The sequence below is a fragment of the Geminicoccus sp. genome (genome assembly GCF_035556675.1).
Classification (GTDB): domain Bacteria; phylum Pseudomonadota; class Alphaproteobacteria; order Geminicoccales; family Geminicoccaceae; genus Geminicoccus.
Map to the genome: position 1 here is coordinate 36,942 of NZ_DATMFZ010000076.1, position 17,188 is coordinate 54,129.

The 17,188-nt window shown below is 71.2% G+C and carries 17 protein-coding genes; 14 read left to right on the plus strand and 3 right to left on the minus strand.

What is annotated here, in order from left to right; genetic code table 11:
* Window positions 1-128 precede the first annotated feature (128 nt).
* The 5 genes from VNS22_RS06065 (at window position 129) to VNS22_RS06085 (ending at window position 8,190) form a co-directional block, all read left to right on the plus strand.
* A complete protein-coding gene (locus tag VNS22_RS06065) occupies window positions 129-1,232 on the plus strand; it encodes an ABC transporter substrate-binding protein (RefSeq protein ID WP_325730619.1) in 1,104 nt (367 codons plus the stop codon).
* 38 nt (window positions 1,233-1,270) lie between these two features.
* Window positions 1,271-2,332 (plus strand): YncE family protein, encoded by a 1,062-nt coding sequence (locus VNS22_RS06070; protein WP_325730621.1) that lies wholly within the window; start codon window positions 1,271-1,273, stop codon window positions 2,330-2,332.
* A 70-nt stretch (window positions 2,333-2,402) separates the two neighbouring features.
* Window positions 2,403-4,034: a (2,3-dihydroxybenzoyl)adenylate synthase gene (locus tag VNS22_RS06075; protein WP_325730623.1), complete on the plus strand. Its 1,632-nt coding sequence runs from the start codon at window positions 2,403-2,405 to the stop codon at window positions 4,032-4,034.
* A gap of 11 nt (window positions 4,035-4,045) precedes the next feature.
* Window positions 4,046-4,303 (plus strand): phosphopantetheine-binding protein, encoded by a 258-nt coding sequence (locus tag VNS22_RS06080; RefSeq protein ID WP_325730625.1) that lies wholly within the window; start codon window positions 4,046-4,048, stop codon window positions 4,301-4,303.
* Entirely contained in the window at window positions 4,303-8,190 is a 3,888-nt protein-coding gene (locus tag VNS22_RS06085) for an amino acid adenylation domain-containing protein (RefSeq protein ID WP_325730627.1), read from the plus strand. The genes VNS22_RS06080 and VNS22_RS06085 overlap by 1 nt, the downstream gene beginning before the upstream one ends.
* Here VNS22_RS06085 and VNS22_RS06090 read toward each other — a convergent pair.
* Window positions 8,187-9,179, minus strand: coding sequence for an iron ABC transporter permease (locus VNS22_RS06090; RefSeq protein ID WP_349261719.1), 993 nt, complete (start codon window positions 9,177-9,179; stop codon window positions 8,187-8,189). The two genes, VNS22_RS06085 and VNS22_RS06090, sit on opposite strands and share 4 nt — an antisense overlap.
* Before the next feature lie 185 nt (window positions 9,180-9,364).
* Here VNS22_RS06090 and VNS22_RS06095 point away from each other — a divergent pair, with 185 nt between their 5' ends.
* Complete coding sequence (locus VNS22_RS06095) at window positions 9,365-10,291, plus strand: ABC transporter ATP-binding protein (protein WP_325730631.1); 927 nt, start codon at window positions 9,365-9,367, stop codon at window positions 10,289-10,291.
* A gap of 240 nt (window positions 10,292-10,531) precedes the next feature.
* Here the strand turns inward: VNS22_RS06095 and VNS22_RS06100 are convergent, their stop codons facing one another.
* The gene (locus VNS22_RS06100) at window positions 10,532-10,768 is read right to left on the minus strand and encodes a hypothetical protein (protein WP_325730633.1); all 237 of its coding nucleotides are present in this window, start codon (window positions 10,766-10,768) and stop codon (window positions 10,532-10,534) included.
* A gap of 89 nt (window positions 10,769-10,857) precedes the next feature.
* Entirely contained in the window at window positions 10,858-11,214 is a 357-nt protein-coding gene (locus VNS22_RS06105; RefSeq protein ID WP_325730635.1) for a PilZ domain-containing protein, read from the minus strand.
* A gap of 224 nt (window positions 11,215-11,438) precedes the next feature.
* Here VNS22_RS06105 and VNS22_RS06110 point away from each other — a divergent pair, with 224 nt between their 5' ends.
* The 8 genes from VNS22_RS06110 to VNS22_RS06145 all read left to right on the plus strand — a co-directional run bounded on the left by VNS22_RS06110 (window position 11,439) and on the right by VNS22_RS06145 (window position 17,179).
* Window positions 11,439-12,188 carry a YebC/PmpR family DNA-binding transcriptional regulator gene (locus VNS22_RS06110; RefSeq protein WP_325730637.1) on the plus strand — a complete coding sequence of 250 codons (750 nt, stop codon included), beginning with the start codon at window positions 11,439-11,441 and terminating at the stop codon, window positions 12,186-12,188.
* Window positions 12,185-12,706 (plus strand): crossover junction endodeoxyribonuclease RuvC, encoded by a 522-nt coding sequence (gene ruvC / locus VNS22_RS06115; RefSeq protein ID WP_349261720.1) that lies wholly within the window; start codon window positions 12,185-12,187, stop codon window positions 12,704-12,706. Before VNS22_RS06110 ends, ruvC begins: the two co-directional genes overlap by 4 nt.
* Window positions 12,703-13,317, plus strand: coding sequence for a Holliday junction branch migration protein RuvA (gene ruvA, locus VNS22_RS06120; protein ID WP_325730641.1), 615 nt, complete (start codon window positions 12,703-12,705; stop codon window positions 13,315-13,317). The genes ruvC and ruvA overlap by 4 nt, the downstream gene beginning before the upstream one ends.
* Complete coding sequence (ruvB, locus tag VNS22_RS06125; RefSeq protein WP_325730643.1) at window positions 13,314-14,345, plus strand: Holliday junction branch migration DNA helicase RuvB; 1,032 nt, start codon at window positions 13,314-13,316, stop codon at window positions 14,343-14,345. The genes ruvA and ruvB overlap by 4 nt, the downstream gene beginning before the upstream one ends.
* Window positions 14,342-14,752, plus strand: a complete 411-nt coding sequence (gene ybgC / locus VNS22_RS06130) for a tol-pal system-associated acyl-CoA thioesterase (RefSeq protein ID WP_325730645.1) — start codon at window positions 14,342-14,344, stop codon at window positions 14,750-14,752. The genes ruvB and ybgC overlap by 4 nt, the downstream gene beginning before the upstream one ends.
* Before the next feature lie 185 nt (window positions 14,753-14,937).
* Complete coding sequence (gene tolQ, locus VNS22_RS06135; RefSeq protein WP_325730647.1) at window positions 14,938-15,660, plus strand: protein TolQ; 723 nt, start codon at window positions 14,938-14,940, stop codon at window positions 15,658-15,660.
* Between the two features lie 65 nt (window positions 15,661-15,725).
* A complete protein-coding gene (gene tolR / locus VNS22_RS06140) occupies window positions 15,726-16,130 on the plus strand; it encodes a protein TolR (RefSeq protein WP_325730649.1) in 405 nt (134 codons plus the stop codon).
* A 29-nt stretch (window positions 16,131-16,159) separates the two neighbouring features.
* Window positions 16,160-17,179, plus strand: a complete 1,020-nt coding sequence (locus VNS22_RS06145; protein WP_325730650.1) for a cell envelope integrity protein TolA — start codon at window positions 16,160-16,162, stop codon at window positions 17,177-17,179.
* Window positions 17,180-17,188 lie beyond the last annotated feature (9 nt).

The following is a 17,188-nucleotide window of genomic DNA, read 5'->3' on the forward strand; positions in this document are numbered from 1 at the left end:
GGATCCGGACGTCATCTTGACGCGATTGCCTGACGCATCGTGGTGACGTGAGCTTGACATCGCAGTCGTCCCGGGCGCAAAGGCGCGCCAGCATTATGCATTCTCCAGCAACGACATGGAACCGACGCATGCGGGTGGCCCGGGCGGCATGGCAGCTGGTGCTGGCGGCGATGCTGGTGGCATCACCGCTCTGCGCCCGTGCCGAGCTGGCGATCACCGACGTCACCGGGCGGGAGGTCCGGCTGGACGGGCCGGTGGACCGGCTGCTGATCGACGATGCGCGGGTGCTGATCGCCCTCTCTTTGCTCGACCCTGATCCGGTGGCGCGGCTGGCCGCCTGGCCGAAGGACATCCACCGGATCGGCCAGATCGTCTACGAGCGCTACATGGAGCGCTTCCCGGCCCTGGCCGACCTGCCGGCAGGTCCCAGCTCGGCCGGGGACTTCTCGACCGAGCTGGTGATCGCGACCGCGCCGGATGCCGCAGTGTTCACCGTCGGCACCGGTCCGACGCCGGAGCAGGTGGCGCAGGTCGAGGCCGCCGGCATCCCGGTCGTGTTCATCGACTTCTTCTCCCACCCGCTGCGCAACCTGGCGCCCAGCCTGCGCATCCTGGGCCAGCTGATCGGCCGGGAGCAGGCGGCGGCGGACTTCATCGCCTTTCGCGACGAGCACCTGGCTGCCATCACGAAGCGGGTGCTGGGCCTGGCCGAGGCGGACCGGCCGAAAGTGTTCGTCGAGGTGCATGCCGGCATGTCCGATGACTGCTGCAGCTCGCCGGGCAAGGGCAATCTCGGCGACTATGTCGAGCTGGCGGGCGGCCACAATATCGGCGCGGACGTGCTGGACCGGCCGTTCGGCCGTCTCAACCTCGAATATGTCATCGCCGCCGCACCGGACGTCTACATTGCCACCGGTGGGCCGCACCTGGAGAAGGCCGGCGGCCTGGTGATCGGACCGGGCTATACGGCGGCGCAGGCCCAGGAGGCGCTGGCCCGCCTGGCAGCAAGGCCGGGCATCGCCCAGCTTCCGGCGGTGACGGAGCGCCGCGCCCATGCCCTGTCCCATCAGCTCCTGAACTCGCCGTTGGACATACTGGCGGTCGAGGTGCTGGCCAAATGGATCCAGCCCGACCTGTTCGCCGACCTCGACCCGGCGGCCACCCAGGAGACCATCAACCGGAAGTTCCTGGCGGTCCCGCAGGACGGGATTTTCTGGGCCAACCTCCCGTGACCGAGCGCTTCGCCTCAAGGACGAAAGGAAACCGCATCGTGCCGCGCCTAGCCCTCCTGCGCCGCCAGCTCCTGGCCGCCTCCTTCCTGGGCCTGATGGCCGTCCTGTCCGGCCCGGGTGCGGCCGGGGCGGCGCCCGCCGTCGAGCAGAGCCGCAAGATCGCCGACGGGCTCTACCAGATCGTCGTGAGCGACAGCCAGGACCGGCTCTATGTCGCGAGCGCCGGCCGGCGCGGCGAGAACAACGCCAGGATCCTGGCGCTCGACCCCAAGTCCCTGGACACGGTCGGCACGATCGACGTCTCGGACAATCCGGCCTTCGGCCTTGGCCTGAACGACCGGACCGGCACGCTGTACGCCACCGCCACCCGCGGCGGTGAGGTCCTGGCGATCGACGTGAAGTCCGGCCAGGTGGTCGCCACGGTGAGCCATGGCGAGAAGGCCCATGTCCGCGAGGTGCTGGTCGAGCCGGAGAGCAACAAGGTCTATGTCTCGGTGTTCGGCGGCCGCGACGGCGAGCCGGGTGCCATCTGGGTGATCGACGGCGCCACGAACAAGCTGGAGCGGGTGATCGAGAACCCGGGCAGCGGGATCTCCGGCATCGCGATCGATCCCGCGCGGGGCGAGCTCTATGCCGCGGACATGGTCACGAACGAGGTGGTGCTGATCGACCTGGCCGAGGGGGCGGTGGCGGCGAAATATGCCGCCGGCGGCGAGGCGCCGATCAACCTGGCGATCGATACGGCCGGCCACCGGCTGTTCGTCGCCAACCAGAAGTCCGGCGACGTCAGCGTGCTGGACATCGAGAACGACCGGCTGGTCACCAGGATCTCCACGGGCGAGGGTGCGCTGGGCCTGGCCTACAACCCGGCCAACCGGCTGCTCTACGTGGGCAACCGTCAGGCTGGCACGGTGTCGGTGGTCGACACCGACAAGCTGGAGGTGATCGCCAGCCTGCCGACCGGTACCCATCCGCAGACGGTCGCCATCGATCCCGAGACGAACGTCGTGTACGTGACCAACAAGGCGAAGTCGGCCGGCCGTGGCAAGCCGCCGATCGACGACCCGAACGGCGACACGGTCTCCATCATCACGCCCTGATCCAGGCGATCGCCGTGCCCGCTCCCCGGGCGGCCAGGGGCGGGTGCGGCTGCGGTTTCTCGAGGTTCTCATGGTTCCGGTGCAACAGGTCTGGCCCGAGGAGTTCGCGCGGCGCTACCGCGAGCGGGGCTACTGGCAGGGCGAGACGTTCGGCGGGTTCCTGCGGCAGCGGGCGCGCCAGCTCCCCGACCGGGTCGCGGTGGTGGGCGGCGGCGATCGCTGGACCTATGCCGAACTGGACCTCCTGGCCGACCGGGTGGCCGCCGGCCTGCTCGCCGCCGGGCTGGAGGCGGGTGACCGGGTGGTCGTGCAGCTGCCGAACGTGGCCGCGTTCTTTCCGCTGGTGTTCGGCATGTTCCGCGCCGGCATCCTGCCGGTGTTCGCGCTGCCGGCCCACCGGCAGACCGAGATCGTCCACCTGGCGCAGCGCTCGGAGGCATGCGCCTACGTGATCGCCGAGCGCCAGGACGGCTTCGACTATCGCACGCTCGCCCGCACCGTCCTGGCCGAGGTCCCGGCGATCCGCCGGGTCGTGGTGGTGGGGGAGCCCGGCGACCTGCCGGGTGCCATTTCCTTCGCGGAACTGGCGGCGACCACGCCCGGCGCGCCTTTGCCGGAGCCCAGCCCCTCCGCGGTCGCCTTCATGCAGATCTCGGGCGGCAGCACCGGCCTGTCCAAGCTGATCCCGCGCACCCATGACGACTATATCTACAGCTTCCGCGCCAGCGCAGAGATCTGCCAGCTCGACCCGAACAGCGTGTACCTGACCGTGCTGCCGGTGGCGCATAATTTCCCGATGAGCTCGCCCGGCGTGTTCGGCGTGCTCCATGCCGGCGGGCGGGTGGTGCTGAGCCCGTCGCCGAGCCCCGACGTGGCCTTCCCGCTGATCGAGCAGGAGCGTGTCACCATCACCGGGATGGTGCCGCCTCTGGCGCTGCTCTGGCTGCAGGCCGCCGCCAGCCGCACGGCCGACCTGTCCAGCCTGAAGCTCCTGCAGGTGGGTGGCGCCAAGTTGGCCCCGGAGATCGCGCGGCGCATCGGGCCGACGCTCGGTGTGCGGCTCCAGCAGGTGTTCGGCATGGCCGAGGGCCTGGTCAACTATACCCGCCACGACGATCCCGACGAGCTGGTGATCAACACCCAGGGCCGGCCGATCAGCCCGGACGACGAGGTGCTGGTGGTGGACGACCAGGGGCGGCCGGTGCCGGACGGCGAGCCCGGCCATCTTTTGACCCGCGGCCCCTACACGATCCGTGGCTACCACAACGACCCGGGGGCGAATGCCCGCGCGTTTACCGAGGACGGCTTCTACCGCACCGGCGACATCGTGCGCCGGCTGCCCAGCGGCCATCTGGAGGTCCAGGGCCGCGCCACCGACCACATTAACCGGGCGGGCGAGAAGATCTCGGCGGAGGAGATCGAGGACCATCTCCTGGCGCATCCCGACGTGTTCGACGCGGCCGTGGTGTCGGTGCCCGACGAGTATCTGGGCGAGCGGAGCTGCGCCTTCATCATCCCGAACGGGCGCCAGCCCAGGGCGGTCGAGATCAAGGCCTGGATCCGCAGCCGGGGCCTGGCCGAGTTCAAGGTGCCGGACCAGGTCGTGTTCGTGGGGGAGTTCACCGCCACGGCCGTGGGCAAGATCAGCCGAAGGGAGCTGCGGGCGATCCTGCGCCAGCGGCTGGCCGAGGCGGACCGGTAGGACATAGAGCGATGGGCGAGGAACGGGCGAGGTCGGCCGCCGAGCTGACCCTGGAGGGCATGCGCCGGGAGATCGCGGCGCTGCTGCACGACGATCCCGAGGAGATCGGCACGGACGACAGCCTGATCGATCTCGGGCTGGATTCGATGCGGGCCATGGCGCTGGTGCGCCGCTGGCAGGAGGCCGGGGTGCGGGCCGAGTTCGCCGCGTTCGCCGAGACGCCCACGCTCGGGCACTGGTGGGACGTGGTGCGAAGGTCGCGCGGCTGATGCAGGATGCTGGCTCGCCCCTCACCGGGGCCCAGGAAGGCCTGTGGTTCGCCCAGCGCCTCGATCCCGCCAACCCGATCTTCCTGACCGGGCAGGCGATCGTCATCGACGGGCCGCTCGACCGGACCCGGTTCCTGGCGGCGCTGGATGGGGCCATGCAGGAGGCGGACGGGCTGGCGCTGCGCTTTGCCGACGGGCCGGACAGGCCACGCCAGTGGCTGGATGAGACGGCAAGGCCGCGGCCGGAGCTGGTCGACCTGCGCCATCTGGCCGATCCCGATGACGCCTGGCGGGCCGAAGTGGACGCCGACATGGCCACCCCGGTCGACCTGGAGACGGGCAGGCTGGTCGCCCAGCGCCTGTTCGTGCTCTCCGATGCGCGCCATGTCTGGTACCAGCGCATCCACCATCTCCTGGTGGACGGGTACGGTACCGACCTGCTGACTAGGCGGGTGGGCCAGCTCTATGCAGGGGGCGGCGAGTCGTTCGGCCGGTTCTCCGCAGTGCTGGCCGAGGCAGCGGCCTATGCCGGCTCGGAGCGCGCGGCGGCCGACCGCCGCTTCTGGCTGGAAGCGTTCGCCGACCGGCCGGACGTGGCGCCGATGGCACCAGGGCCTGCGGTGAGCGGGCACTGCTTTCACCGGGTCGTCCGGCCCCTGGACCCGGCACTCGCGGCCCGGCTGCTGGCGCGCGCCGAGGCAGCGGGCGTCACTTGGCCGGACGTGCTGGCGGCCCTGGTCGCGGCCTATGTGCAGCGCCATGCCGGCGGGCCGGAGGCGATCCTGGGTGTGCCGCATATGGGCCGCTTCGGCAGTGCCGCCGCGAACGTGCCGGCCATGGTGATGAACGTCCTGCCGGTGCGCTTCGCGATCGACGAGGACCAGGAGCTCGACGCCTTCCTGGCCGGTGCAGCGCGGGCGCTGCGCCAGGCGCGGCGGCACGGCCGCTATCGCAGCGAGCAACTGCGCCGCGACCTGGGCCTCCTGGGCGGCAGCCGCCGGCTCCATGGGCCGCTCGTCAACGTGCTGCCGTTCGAGGCGTCGCTCGTCCTGGAGGGGCTTACGACCGAGCTGATCGTGCTCGGCACCGGCCCGGTCGACGATCTGACCTTCACCTTCCGCGGTGATCCGGACCGGGCGGGGCTGCGGCTGGAGCTGGACAGCAATCCTGGCCTGTTCGACCTGGCCGAGACCGAGGCCCATGCCGACCGGCTGGCCTGCTTTCTCCAGAACGCACTGGTCGCTGGGCGACTGGCCGACGTGCCGACCCTGACGCCGGCGGAGACCCGGCACTGGCTGGTCGAGGTCAATCAGACCACGCACCCGGTCGAGGACACCACGCTCACAGCCCTGATCGAGCGGCAGCTGGCGGCCGACCCGCAGGTACCGGCGGTTCGGTTCGGCGAGCAGGTGCTGGATCGCGGCGCGCTGGACCGACAGAGCGCCCGGCTAGCCGGGCGGCTGGCCGCTATGGGCGTCGGCCCCGGCAGCGTGGTGGCGGTGGCGCTGCCGCGCTCGCCCGAGCTGGTCGTAGCGCTGACCGCGATCCTGCGCGCGGGCGGCGCCTATCTGCCGCTCGACCTGGCGCAGCCCAAGGAGCGGCTGCGGCGGATGCTGGCGACCGCGAAGCCTTCGCTCGTCCTGACCTTCTCCGACCGGCACGACCTTCTGCCGGATGGCTGGCCGCTGCTCGACCTGGACCGGGCGGATGATGGCGGGGAGAGGGCGGCGGTCCGGCCGCCAGCACCCGGCGATGCTGCCTATGTCATCTTCACCTCGGGCTCGACCGGCGAGCCCAAGGGCGTGGTCAACGAGCATGCCGGCATCGTAAACCGGCTGTGCTGGATGCAGGCGCACTACGGGATCGGGCCAGGCGACCGCATCCTGCAGAAGACCCCGGTCACCTTCGACGTCTCGGTCTGGGAACTGTTCCTGCCGCTGATCTCGGGTGCCGAGCTGGTGATCGCCCCGCCCGAGGCACACAAGGACCCGGCCTGGCTCGTCCGGATCATCCGGGAGCAGGATGTCACCACGCTCCATTTCGTGCCCTCGATGCTGGCGGCGTTCCTGGAGGAGCCGGCCTGCCGAGGCTTGAGCCTGCGCCAGGTCTTCTGCAGCGGTGAGGAGCTGCCGGCGGCCCTGCGCGACCGGTTCCACGCCCGGATCCTGGCGGAGCTGCACAATCTCTACGGCCCCACCGAGGCGGCGGTGGATGTCAGCTACTGGCCGGCCGGGCCGGACGACCGCTCCAGCCCGGTGCCGATCGGTTTCCCGGTCTGGAACACCGCCCTCTACGTGCTGGACGAGCGGATGCGCCCGGTGCCGTCCGGCGTGGCAGGCCATCTCTATCTCGGCGGCCGGCAGATCGCGCGTGGCTACCTCGGCCGCCCCGACCTCACCGCCGAGCGGTTCGGCCCGGACCCGTTCCGGCCGGGCGAGCGGCTCTACCGGACCGGTGACCTCGCCCGCTGGCGGCCGGATGGGGCATGCGAGTTCCTCGGCCGCTCCGACCATCAGGTGAAGATCCGCGGGCTCCGGATCGAGCTGGGCGAGATCGAGGCGGCGCTGCAGGCCTGCCCGGAGGTCGGCCAGGCAGTTGTGCTGGCGCGGCCGGGCCAGGACGGTGAGCCTGCGCTGGTCGCCTATGTCACGCCCGCCGCCGGCGCCATGCCCGAGCCGGCGGCCCTGCGCGCCGACCTGGCCCGGCAGCTGCCGGACTACATGCTGCCCGCCAGCTTCGTGATGCTGCCGAGCCTGCCCACCAACGCGAACGGCAAGCTCGACCGCTCGGCCCTGCCGGCACCCGAGCTGGCACCGGCCGCCGGCCGGGCACCCGCCGGGCCCGCCGAGGAGCGGCTGGCCCGGCTGTTCGCCGAGGTGCTGGGCCGCGAGGTCGGGGCGGAGGACGACTTCTTTCTGGCGGGCGGCCATTCGCTGCTGGCGGTGCGGCTGGCCCGGCAGATCCGGGCGGCGTGGCGGCTGGAGGTCGGTCTGGGCTTGGTGTTCGAGCACCCGACGATCGCCCGGCTGGCCCGCCAGCTCGAGCAGATGGCTGCTGTCCCCGACGCCCGGTCCGGCAACGGGCTCGGCCCCTGCATCCGGCTGGGTGCCGATGGGGGAGACGGGCTGCCGCCCTTGTTCTGCATCCACCCGGCTGGCGGAATCGCCTGGTGCTATGGCGGGCTGGCCCGTGCCCTGGGAGGATCGCGGCCGGTCTTCGGGCTGCAGGCGGACGGGCTCGACCCGGCGGCACCGTTGCCGGCCAGCCTGGACGAGATGGCGGAGACCTATCTGGCGCGGATCCGGGCGATCCGGCCAGACGGGCCAATCCACCTGCTGGGCTGGTCGGTGGGCGGCATCGTGGCCCAGGCGATTGCGGCCAGGCTCGGCGCCGAGGCCGGTCTCCTGGCGATGCTGGATTCCTATCCCTGCGAGCGCTGGCGCGAAGAGCTGCCGCCGGCGGCCGATGCCGCGCTGAAGGCGCTGCTCTACATCGCCGGCCAGGATCCCGAGCGGATGGCGGGCCTGGAACTGACCCGCGACGCGGTGGTGGCCTTCCTGCGCGACAGCGGTCACCCGCTGGGCGGGCTGGACGACCGGGCGCTCGACGGCGTGCTGCGGGTGGTCGCGGCCAATGACCGGCTGGTGCGCGGGCACCGGCACCGTCCTTTCGCCGGCCGGCTCGACCATTTCCGCGCCACGGAAGGCAACGAGGCCCGCGGCCTCGACCCGCTGGCCTGGCGCCCCCATGTCGGCCAGATCGCGGTCCATGACGTGCGGAGCGTGCATGGTCACATGCTGACCGGGCCGGCGCTCGGCCGGATCGTGCCGGTGCTGGAGGCGCGCATGGCCGAGCTCGAGCGGGTCGATCTGGCCGTGTCGGCCTAGCCGCGCTCCGGCCTGGCGAAGATCAGCACGACGAAGAAGGGCACCCCGATCAAGGACGTGACGATGCCGACCGGCAGGAGTGCTCCCGGCACCAGGGTCTTGCTGGCGACCGAGGCCAACGACATCACCAGGGCGCCGCACAGGACGCTGGCCGGCAGGAAGAAGCGGTGGTCCTCGCCCACCAGGAGGCGCGCCAGATGAGGCCCCACCAGGCCGACGAAGCCGATCGTGCCGACGAACGCCACGGCGGTCGCGGCCAGCAGGCTCGCCCGGAACAGGGACAGAAAGCGCAGCCGGCCGACATTCACCCCGAAGCTGTAGGCCCGGTCCGAGCCCAGCCGGAGGGCGGTCATCTGCCAGGAGGCGGCCAGGGAGAAGGGCAGCACGAGAGCCAGCACCAGGGCGGCCACCAGGATCTTCTCCCAGCTCGCCCGGGCGAGGCTGCCGAGGTTCCAGAACACCAGCTGCTGCAGCGCTTCCTGGCTGGCGACGTACTGGATCAGCGCCACCAGCGCGTTGAAGGTGAAGACCAGGGCAATCCCGAACAGGACCAGCGTCTCCACCCCGGTGCCGCGCAGCCTCGCCAGGAACTGCAGGAGCAGCACCGAGCCGAAGGCGAACAGGAAGGCGTTGCCCGACAGGATCCAGCTGGCCGGCACGCCCGGGACGCCCAGGCCCAGCACGATCGCCAGCGCCGCCCCCAGCGAGGCCGCCGAGGACACGCCCAGCGTGAACGGGCTGGCCAGCGGGTTGTTCAGCGTGGTCTGCATCTCGGCACCGGCCAGCGCCAGGGCGCCGCCGACCAGCAGGGCCAGCAGCGCCTGGGGCAGGCGGACCTGCCAGACGATCACCTCCAGCGCCGGTGTCAGCTCGCCCAGGCCCAGGAGGGCGCGCAGCCCGTCCAGCACCGGCAGGGACGAGGGGCCGGTCACCAGGTCCAGCAGGAAGGCCAGGGCCACGCCCAGCAACAGCACCAGGAGGGCCGCCATGCGCCGACGCAGCTGGGACGCATAGGCGGCAAGCGGTGCCGCGAGGGCGGTGGGATCGGCCAAGGCTGGAACCAGTCGACGATGAGAGGTGCGCGGGGCCGCGGCGGCGCCCGCGGCCCCGGCTCTACCATCCAGGCCCCCTCACTTGAATATCCGGCTCATCCCATGGGAGGATTCTGCGCTTGATGACGACCGACGGCGTCGGGCGGCCGAGCCTGGCCGGAACGGAACAAGGACCGAGAGCGGAGGTGCTGCCGGAGGCGAGGCAGGGGACAGGACCGGAACAGGGCTTGGTCATCCAGGACGTGCATGCGGGCTATCGCGGCCGGCCAGTGATCCAGGGGCTTAGCCTGGCTCCAATCTCTGCCGGCAGCGTGACCAGCCTGGTCGGGCCCAACGGGGCCGGCAAGTCGACACTGCTGCGCGGCCTTGCAGGGCTGTTGCCGGCCAGGGGCAGCATCCGCTTCGCCGGCCAGGAATTGGGCGGCCTGTCGTTCGCCGACCGGGCCAGGCTCGCCACCTACATGCCGCAGACCCTGCCGGCCGGCACGGCGCTCAGCGTTCTGGAAACCGTGCTGGGCGCACTGCGTGCCTCGCCGGCAGGCCCGACGCGGTCGGATTGGGCCGGTGCCGCGCCGGCACCGGTTGCGGGCCGCGAGAGCGGTGCGGCCGCGCCGGAACGGGCGCTGGCGGCACTGCAGCGCCTGCAGGTGGCGGACGTCGCCATGGAGCCGCTGGACCGCCTCTCGGGAGGGCAGCGCCAGATGGTGGCGCTGGCCCAGGCAGTGGTGCGCGGCACCGGCCTCCTGCTGCTGGACGAACCCACCAGCGCCCTGGACCTGCGCCACCAGGTCGAGGTGATGGCGGTGGTCCGCACACTGGCTGCGGAGGGGCGCACCATCCTCATGGTGCTGCACGACCTCGCACTGGCCGGCCGCTGGTCGGACCGGATCGTGGTGCTCGATCGCGGTCGGCTCCATGCCGACGGCCCACCTGCCGAGGTCATCCGGCCCGACATGCTGGCCCGGGTCTATGGCGTGCACGGACGGGTCGAGCGTTGCTCCGCGGGCCATCTTCAGGTCGCGGTCGACAGTCCGCTGGCCCAGCCCTGAGCCATCCGCCACTATCCTAACCGGGCGGGGCACGGCAGCAGCCTGCCGCCATTCCGGTCAGACGCGGCAAACCGCCGGCAGCCCGCGACACCAAGCGGTCGGCAACAGGCGTCCGACCGAACGATCGCCGCACGGCACAACGACCAGCCTTGCCGCAGTCGCCTGCAGCATGCGGCAAGGCTGGTCGGGCGGCAGCCGATCCGGCAGGGCCAGCCAATGCGGGGCGGAGAAGAGGCAGTCTCAGCGCCAGACCGGCTTGCCCAGGTCCACGTCGTCCTCGTCGGTCAGGACACCGGCAGCGCCGCCGGCTGCACCGCCGATGGCGGCACCGCCCAGGATGCTGCCGCCGGTGACGGCACTGGTGGCAGCGCCCACGCCAGCACCGATGCCGGCACCGCTCAGGCCCCGATCCGTCTTGGTCTCGCCACAGGCCGCCAGCAGCAGGGCGAACGGCAAGAGCAGTATCAGACTACGCATGATTTCGTCCTCCAAGCTCCGGCCGACACCCAGTCGGCCGAGAATCTTGAAAGGACAACCGCAGTGCCGTCCTGATGGTTCCGAAGATGTCAAGCATCCTCACCAGTGGCGAGCAGGAAAGAAATCAGGGCGGTCTGCTCCTCTTCGTTGCAGTTGAACAGGAGATGGGTGCGATAACGACTGACGCTGAGGATCCGGGCACGCAGGCGCCGGCGCGGGTACAGGGCCGTGATCTCCAGCTCGACCGGCGCGCCGACCAGGGCCGGGAACGCGGGTGCCAGGCCGGCCCCGCCCAGCGACAGGTCCATGATCGTCACCGCCCGCACGGCACCGTCCACGTCGATATAGGCGGACAGGCCGCTGGGATAGCGGCGGTGGTAGCGGCGCTCGGCCAAGGGCGGGATGAACTCGCCGCCGATCTCGTCGTCCATCTCGATGTGATCCATGGCTCGCTGCCTCGTGCGCTGTCCTGGTGCCGCGCATCCTAGGCCCATGGCAGTTAACAAAACTTTGCCGCGCCGCTGTGCCCCGCAGCCGCTCGCCAGTGTCAGGCTGATCGTCGAGAATGCCGGCTGGAGCGGGCTTGCGGCTGCGCTGCCCGGTTCCGCCTGCGTGCCTCTTGGTCTAGACCCTGCGGTCACCAACTCCGAACCCGACATACCAGAAGACGATGGCCGGCCATTCCCACGCCAAGAATGTCATGCACCGCAAGGGCCGCGCGAACGCGGCCAAGTCGGCGCTGTTCACCCGCCTGATGAAGGAGATCCAAGTCGCGGCGAAGTCCGGTCTGCCGGATCCCGCGGCGAACCCGAGGCTGCGCATGGCGGTGCAGGCGGCCCGCCAGGCCAACGTGCCGAAGGACAATATCGAGCGGGCAATCAAGCGAAGCCAGGGCAGCGACGCCGAGAACTACGAAGAGGTCCGCTACGAGGGTTACGGCCCGGGGGGTGTGGCGATCATCGTCGAAGCGCTCACCGACAACCGCAACCGCACCGCGGCCGACGTGCGCTCCGCCTTCACCAAGCATGGCGGGGCGCTGGGCGAGAGCAACAGCGTGAGCTTCCAGTTCGAGCGGATCGGCAAGATCCGATTCGACGTGGCGCTCGCCGATGCCGACACGGTGATGGAGGCGGCGATCGAGGCGGGGGCGCAGGACGTCGAGAGCGACGAGGAGAACCACGAGATCTGGTGCGCGCCGGACGAGCTCAACGCAGTCCTGCAGGCTATGGAAGCCAGGCTCGGCTCGGCCAGTGAGGCGATCCTGACTTGGCGGCCGCAGAACAGCGTGCCGGTCGACGACGACAAGGCCGACACGCTGCTCAGCCTGCTGGAGGTGCTGGACGAGAACGACGACGTCCAGCGGGTGGTCGCCAATCACGAGGTCTCGGACGAGACGCTGGCCAGGCTGAGCGCCGCCTGATGCTGGTGCTGGGCCTCGATCCCGGTCTCAGGCATACCGGCTGGGGCGTGATCGAGGCTGCCGGCAGCCGGCTGCGCTTCGTCGCGGCCGGCGTGGTCGACACCAACACGGCCGACGACCTGGCGGTGCGCCTGGTCACGCTGCATGACGGGCTGGCCCAGGTCCTGTCCCGCTACAGCCCGGCGGTAGCTGCGGTCGAGCACACGGTGGTCAACAAGAATGCCGGCTCCTCGCTCAAGCTGGGCCATGCGCGCGGCGTGGTCATGTTCACCGCGGCCGCGGCCGGGCTGCCGGTCACGGAGTATCTGCCAATGGCGGTGAAGCGGGCAGTGGTCGGTACCGGTGCTGCGGACAAGGTGCAGGTCGCGGCGATGATCCGCCTCCTCCTGCCGGGCTCCGGGACCTACCGCTCGGACGCCACCGACGCACTGGCCGTGGCGGTCTGCCATGCCAACCGTACCGCCACCATCGGCGCGATCAGCCGGGGCATGCGTGCCTCGATCGGAGGACCGGCATGATCGCGCGGCTGCGCGGCCGGGTGCTGGAGCAACTCGACGACGGGATCGTCCTGGACGTCAACGGGGTCGGCTACCTGGTGCTCTGTCCCGCCCGGGTGCTGGCGCTGCTCGGGCGGACCGGCGAAATCGTCGACCTGTTCGTCGAGACCCAGGTGCGCGAGGACGCGATCACCCTGTTCGGCTTCGCCGAGGCGGCGGAGCGGACCTGGTTCAAGGCGCTGCAGGCGGTCCAGGGGGTGGGCGCGCGCTCGGCCCTGGCGATCCTGGGCGTGCACGACCCAGCCCGGCTGGCAGCGGTGATCGCAGCACAGGACAAGGCGGCGCTGACCCGGGCACCGGGGGTGGGGCCGAAGCTCGCCGCCCGGATCTGTGCGGAGCTGAAGGACAAGGCGGCCATGCTCGGCATCGGCCGCGCGGTCGCGACGGCACCGGAGGCGGGCGGGGCCGCGGCACCGGCCGGGCCGGTCGAAGATGCGCTCTCGGCTCTGGCCAATCTGGGCTATGGTCGGGCGGAAGCCTATGCCGCGCTTCAGGCGGTGCTGGCCACGCAGCAGGAGGAGATGGCACTGCAGCAACTGCTCACGCTGGCGCTCAAGGAACTGGCCCGATGAGCGAGCGGCTGATCGACGCGCTGGAGCAGGTCGACGACCTGGACCGCTCCTTGCGTCCGCAGCGCCTGGCCGAGTTCGTGGGCCAAGCCCGCCAGCGCGCCAACCTGGAAGTGTTCATCGAGGCGGCCAAGACGCGGCGCGACCCGCTGGACCACGTCCTGTTCGCAGGACCCCCCGGGCTCGGCAAGACCACGCTGGCCCAGATCCTGGCGGCCGAGCTGGGCGTGGGCTTCCGCATGACCAGCGGACCGATCATCGCCAGGGCCGGCGACCTGGCAGCCCTGCTCACCAACCTCCAGCCGCGCGACGTCCTGTTCATCGACGAGATCCACCGGCTCTCCCCGGCGATCGAGGAGGTGCTCTATCCGGCGATGGAGGATTTCCAGCTCGACCTGATGATCGGCGAGGGGCCATCGGCCCGCTCGGTGCGCATCGACGTGCAGCCCTTCACCCTGGTGGGTGCCACCACCCGCTCCGGCCTGTTGACCACGCCCCTGCGCGACCGGTTCGGGATCCAGGCACGCCTCGAGTTCTACACGATCGAGGAGCTGGTCTCGATCCTGCGCCGCGGTGCCAGGCTGCTGGGCTTCGACCTGGCCGAGGACGGGGCGGTCGAGATCGCCCGGCGGGCCCGCGGCACGCCCCGCGTCGCCACCCGCCTTTTGCGCCGGGTGCGCGACTTCGCCACGGTCGAGCGGGCCAAGTCGGTCGACCGGGCGCTCGCCGACCGGGCGCTCCTGCGCCTGGACGTCGACCGGCTGGGGCTGGATACGCTGGACCGGCGCTATCTCAAGATGATCGCCCAGGCCTATGGCGGCGGCCCGGTCGGGATCGAGACGCTGTCGGCGGCGCTTGCCGAGGAGCGCGACACGATCGAGGAGACGGTCGAGCCGTTCCTGATCCAGCAGGGCTTGGTCCAGCGCACGCCGCGCGGGCGGATGCTCACCCGGCCGGCCTGGCTGCACCTGGGCGAGACGCCGCCGGCCAGCATCGAGCAGCCCAGCATGTTCGACGAGCCGGCGCCATGAACGGGGCGCACCGCCTGGCGATCCGGGTCTATTACGAGGACACGGATGCAGGTGGCATCGTCTACCATGCCAACTATCTGCGCTTTGCCGAGCGCGCCCGGACCGAATGGCTGCGCGCCCGCGGCTTCGACCATCCGGCCCTGCTGGAGCGCTTCGGCCTCCTGTTCACCGTGCGGCGCTGCGACGCGGTGTTTCTGGCGCCGGCCAGGCTCGACGACGAGATCGAGATCGAGACTGTTCCCCAGGGCATCGAGGGTGCTCGGATCCTGCTGCGTCAGCGGGTCCTCGAGGGCGGGCGGGAACTCGTGACCCTGGCGCTGGAGCTGGTCCTGGTGAACCGTGCGATGCGCCCGGTGCGCGCCCCGCCGCCCTTGCGCGCGATCCTGTCCGCACCGGCCGGATCGTGATGGGCAGCCCGCCGGATATCTCGCGTGGTGCGCGAGAGTTCCGCTTGACACCACATCACGCGTATGGTGCAGGTGCAGACGGAGAAAGTCAGTCGGCTTCATTGTCTTAGCTGAAGTTCCTGACCTCCTTTCCTGCTTGCCGCGACTGCTGCCGCACCCCGCCCTTCGGCTGGATCACCAGAACCATGGATCCCAATCTCGTCACCGCCGCTCCGATCGCGACGCCGGAGGCCGCGCTATCCGTGTGGTCGCTGGTCATGCAGGCCGACCTGGTGGTGAAGTCGGTGATGCTGATCCTGGCACTCGCCTCCTTGTGGTGCTGGGCGGTGATCTTCGAGAAGGTCTGGCGGCTGGCCGCGCTCAAGCGCCGCACCGCCGGGTTCGAGCGGGCGTTCTGGTCCGGCGCACCGCTGGAGGAACTCTACCGCAGGTTGGCCAAGCGGCCCGATCATCCCATGGCGATGATGTTCGCGACCGCGATGGAGGAGTGGCGCGAGGCGCCACGCAATGCGCTGCGCGACGGCGGCAGCCACCTGCTCGACCGGATCGGCCGGGTGATGCGCCTGGCCATGGACCGCGAGCTGGTGGCGTTGGAGCGCAGCGTGCCCTCGCTCGCGACCATCGGCTCGGTGGCACCGTTCCTGGGACTGTTCGGTACGGTCTGGGGCATCATGAACAGCTTCACCGCGATCGCAGTGTCGAAGAACACCACGCTCACCGTGGTGGCGCCCGGCATCGCCGAGGCCCTGTTCGCCACGGCGGTGGGGCTGGCCGCGGCGATCCCGGCCGTGGTCGCCTACAACAAGCTGTCCGGCGAGATCGACCGCTATGCCGAGCGCCTGGAAAGCTTCGGCGAGGAGTTCCAGGTGGTGCTGGCGCGGGAGATCGAGGCGAGCGGGGCCGCCTGAGCATGGCCGGGACCTCGTTCAACCCGGCAGGGTCGGGGCGCCGGGGCCGGCGGCGGCGCCGGCAGATGTCCGAGCCGAACGTCACGCCGCTGGTCGACGTGATGCTGGTGCTGCTGATCGTGTTCATGGTGGCGGCCCCGCTGCTCACCGTGGGCGTGGCGGTGGACCTGCCGGAGACGGCGAGCTCGCCGCTGCCGGGACAGGACGAGCCGCTGGCGGTGACGGTGGGTCGCGACGGCAAGGTCTACCTGCAGGACAGCGAGATCACGGTGGCGCAGCTGGGCCCCCGCCTCCAGGCGATCACCCAGCGCAACGCCGAGGCCCGGATCTTCGTGCGCGGCGACCAGGCGGTGAACTATGGCCAGGTCATGGCGGTGATGGGAGCGATCCATTCGGCGGGCTTCACCAAGGTGGCGCTCTTGACCCAGACGCCGGACGAGACCGGCCCGCTCGCTGGCGGCGACACATGACCGGCAGCCAGGCTGGCGGGTGAGGGGGGATGCGCAAGTACCTGCTCGCCTCGGCCGGCTTCCATGCCCTGATCGCCGGCCTGCTCTGGTTCGGCCTGCCGGAGTGGGGCCAGCCCCTGCCGGAGGATGGCGGCATCGCCGTCGAGCTGGTGAGCGAGGCGCCGGACCTGCCGCCGCGCCCGCAGCCGGCTGCCCAGGCGCCGATCCCCGAGCGCAAGGCCGCCTCGCGCCAGGCACAGGCGACCGAGGAGAAGCCGAAGGAGCCGCCCAAGGCGCCGCCGGCACCCCCGCCGCCACCGCCACCGCCGGCACCATCCCCACCGGCACCGCCGCCCCCGGCGCCGCCACCACCTCCTCCTCCGCCGCCTCCGGCACCCGTGCCGGAGGTGAAGCCGGCGCCGGCCGAGACCCCGCTGCCCGAGCCGAAGCCGCCCGCACCACCGCCGCCACCTCCACCACCGCCGCCGCCTCCGCCGGCAGCACCGCCGCCTGCCCCGCCGCCGCCCGCTCCACCGGCCGCGGCGCCGGCACCGCCCAAGGCCAAGCCCAGGCCGGCCAAGCAGGCGCCGGCCCCGGAGAAGCCGCCGACACCGGCGCAGCCCGAGGACGACTTCGCGGCACTGCTCAAGAGCGTGGAGAACCTGGACCCACGGGTGAACGCGCCGAAAAAGCGCGACGGGCGCGGCCAGGTGGCTGGGGACGAGCCGGCGCGCTCGGCCCAGCCGGGAACCTCCGCCGCACGGCTGGGTGCCGCGGGGCTGGGCGCCATGGTCCGCGAGCAGATCCAGCCCTGCTGGAACATCCCGGTGGCGGCACAGGGCCTGTCCGGCATGGTGGTTCCGGTCAATATCCGGATGGCGCCGGACGGCACCGTGCAGAGCGCGGCACCGGTGGATGTGGCCCGGATGGGGTCGGACCCGGTCTATCGTGCGGTGGCCGAGAGTGCGGTACGGGCGACCCGCGCCTGCTCACCGCTCAAGCTGCCGCGCGAGAACTATGACGACTGGCGCGACATCATCATGAATTTCCGCCCCGACCAGATGGGTTGAGCCTGAATG